The sequence below is a fragment of the uncultured Streptococcus sp. genome, assembly GCF_938036805.1.
Taxonomy (GTDB): Bacteria; Bacillota; Bacilli; order Lactobacillales; family Streptococcaceae; genus Streptococcus.
Genome location: NZ_CALHWC010000032.1, coordinates 1 through 2,309, shown reverse-complemented (window position 1 = coordinate 2,309; position 2,309 = coordinate 1). Strand labels below are relative to the sequence as shown.

Genomic DNA, 2,309 nt, shown 5'->3' with positions numbered 1-2,309 from the left:
CTCTATTTTGCCCAGGAGTTTGTCAAGTCTGGGATGCGAACGAATTTTCTAACCGTATCAAATAGAAGGGCTTGGTTGGCTGGGAAAATCCTTTTTCTGTTCTTGCTGCTCTTGGTTCTCTATAGTGTCATTATAAGTAGCTGTTTCTTTGTTATGCTGGCTCGTTTTGACCTAGACTTTAGCTGGTCCTTACTGGGGGAATTCCTTTATTACAGCTCTTTTGGTCTTCTCAGCAATCTTTTTCTGGCTTTTTTAACTGCCGGCCTCGCTTTGCTATTTCAATCTTGGGTTGTGCCGGTGTCGGTGCTCTTTCCTCTCTTGATTGGTCTTAGCCGTTTATTGGCAACTTTTATCAAAGAAGCAAAATACCTGCCCGATCTGGCTACCCTAAATCTTTTTGAGTATGAAGGGCTTCAGCATTCAATAGATCTATCAGGTCTGGGGATACAGCTGTTCTGGCTAGCTTTGGTTTGGAGCTCTGCTATATTCTTAACCTTGAAACGAGATGTTCGCTAGAGGTATGCTATAATGGAAATTATGAGACAGTATCGTATTTTGGTGGTTGATGACGACCGGAGCATTTTGAAGCTGGTGAAAAATGTCCTAGAGCTTGATGCTTATGATGTGACGACACTTGATCGGATAGAAGAGCTAGAATTGACGCATTTTGTCGGATATGACTTGATTCTGCTGGATGTGATGATGGAGCCTGTCAATGGTTTTGAGCTGTGTTCCTACATTCGTCCTCATCTTTCGTGTCCAATCATCTTTCTGACGGCCAAGGAGTTGGAGGCGGACAAAGTGGAAGGGCTCTTTCGTGGAGCAGATGACTATGTTGTCAAGCCTTTTGGAACCAAAGAATTGCTGGCGCGTGTCAGGGCTCATCTTCGGCGGGAGGAAAGACGTGAGGAGCGCTATTCTGAAATTGCTTCTTGTCAATTTTATCCTGAGCGCTATGAAGTTGCCTGTTTTGGTAAAGTCTTGAAGTTTTCAGAGCGAGAGTTTAAGTTACTGCATTTACTAGCTAGCAATCCCAAGCAGACCTTTTCAGCTGAACGCCTGCATACCTTGCTTTATCCAGAAAGCTCAGAAACACAGCTTCGCTCCATCTCAGAATACGTATATCAGATTCGTCAAAAATGCAAACAAGAAGGGCTGCAAGCAATCGCAACTGTGAGAGGAGTAGGCTATAGATGGCAATTAGAACCCGAAATTTCAAAAGCCTAGTCTGGACAACCAGTTTAAAAATCGTCTTTTTTCATGTTTTGATTTTTGTGCTTATAGGTTATGAATTTACACAAGGCAGCGATTATGCCCTTTTCACCTTGTTCTTCTGGGCAGGAAGCTTGCTGCTGATTACTTTTTATCATATTTTGAAATTGCTCCGAAAAATCGACAGGGAAATAAAAATGCTAACGAGCAAGAAGCTTTTAGAAGAAAATCAAAGCCAGCTTTTTCGGATTGAGGAAATGCTAGAAGTCTATAGGGATTTACGGAGCAGCCACCAAGAAAATGCTCGTCTTCTAGAAAGAGAGCAGCAGCATAATCAGGAGTTGATTTTACAGCTATCAGCGACATCGCACGATTTGAAAACGCCCCTAACTGTGATTAAGGGGAATGCTGAGCTTTTAGAATTGGCGAAGTTAGGCCAGCCACAGGCAGACTATGCTGCTGAGATTTTGCAGGCCAGTCACAAGATGGAAGAATATTGTGGCTCTTTGATTGATTACGCTAAGACTTTTCAGATTGATTCTAATCAGTTCAGTCAGCTTTCCTTGGAGGATTTTTTGGCTTATCTACAGGACGACTGGGCACTGTTCAGCAAACAGGAAAGCTATAGTTTCTACCTCCAAGAAGATTGTGATCTTAGTCTGATTTTGTCGATTCATTTGGACTATCTCAAACGGGCTTTGCTCAATATTTTACTGAATGCGCTTGAACATGCTGACCAGGACCAAAAGGAAGTGAAGCTGACGGTATCAGTGCAGCAGGACCAGTTGGTTTTTGCTATCTGGAACAACGGTCCTTCATTTTCAGAGGAGATGCTGCTGGGAGCGGAACGGCTCTTTTACCAGAGTGACCAAAGCCGCAATTCAGCTAATCCCCATCATGGTATCGGCTTAGCCTTTTCTAAGCAGGTGGCTCTCTTGCATGGTGGTTGTCTGACCCTGCTCAATCCAGATCAAGGAGGAGCCTGTGTCGAGTTGACTGTAGCTTTAAAAGGCAAATAACAAAGGAAATCAATCAAGATGATAAAAGAGAGTGGGACAGAAATCGGTAATTCGTTAGAATTCGATTTCGTCGTCCCA

Annotated in this window: 3 protein-coding genes; all 3 read left to right on the top strand. The window is 43.3% G+C overall.

Annotated features, from left to right (window positions below; genetic code table 11):
* The coding region (locus tag Q0191_RS01510) for a lantibiotic ABC transporter permease (RefSeq protein ID WP_297663191.1) at positions 1 to 516 on the top strand (516 nt) is incomplete at its 5' end.
* A 12-nt stretch (positions 517 to 528) separates the two neighbouring features.
* A complete protein-coding gene (locus Q0191_RS01505) occupies positions 529 to 1,227 on the top strand; it encodes a response regulator transcription factor (protein WP_297663189.1) in 699 nt (232 codons plus the stop codon).
* Positions 1,194 to 2,231, top strand: a complete 1,038-nt coding sequence (locus tag Q0191_RS01500) for a sensor histidine kinase KdpD (protein WP_297663188.1) — start codon at positions 1,194 to 1,196, stop codon at positions 2,229 to 2,231. Before Q0191_RS01505 ends, Q0191_RS01500 begins: the two co-directional genes overlap by 34 nt.
* Positions 2,232 to 2,309: the final 78 nt, after the last annotated feature.